At 54.4% G+C, this 412-nt stretch carries 1 protein-coding gene; it reads left to right on the forward strand.

Features of this window, described 5'->3' with window-relative positions:
• Positions 1 to 92 precede the first annotated feature (92 nt).
• Positions 93 to 412 (forward strand): LysR family transcriptional regulator (locus tag V6767_RS22725; RefSeq protein ID WP_448475513.1); only part of this gene is annotated, 320 nt, incomplete at its 3' end.

Below are 412 nucleotides of genomic sequence, written 5' to 3' on the forward strand. Positions count from 1 at the left end.
CCTCAGGCACCAATCCCGAACTTCTATTCTTTGATAGACATGTGCTATGGTGAACCTCATGGCGGAAAGTGACGGAGACTGTGGCAGTGGAGATGAACCAGATCAGGTATTTTTTGGCTGTCTGCCAGCATCGCAACTTCACCCATGCAGCTAGCGCCTCAAATGTTTCCCAACCGTCCTTGACGACCGCGATCAAGAAACTTGAACACGAGCTCGGGGGTGATCTGTTTGTCAGGGACCGCGCGGGATGCAGGTTGACGGCACTCGGAAAACTCATGCAGCCAAGGCTACAGAAAGCGCATGACGAAACGCAGGCAGCTAAGGCAGAAGCCGTCCGCCACACGCGACTAGAGCGGGTTCCTATTTCTGTCGGTGTTGGCGAAACGATTGGTCACAACCGGATTTCAGCCGC

This window comes from Martelella sp. FLE1502, assembly GCF_053484255.1.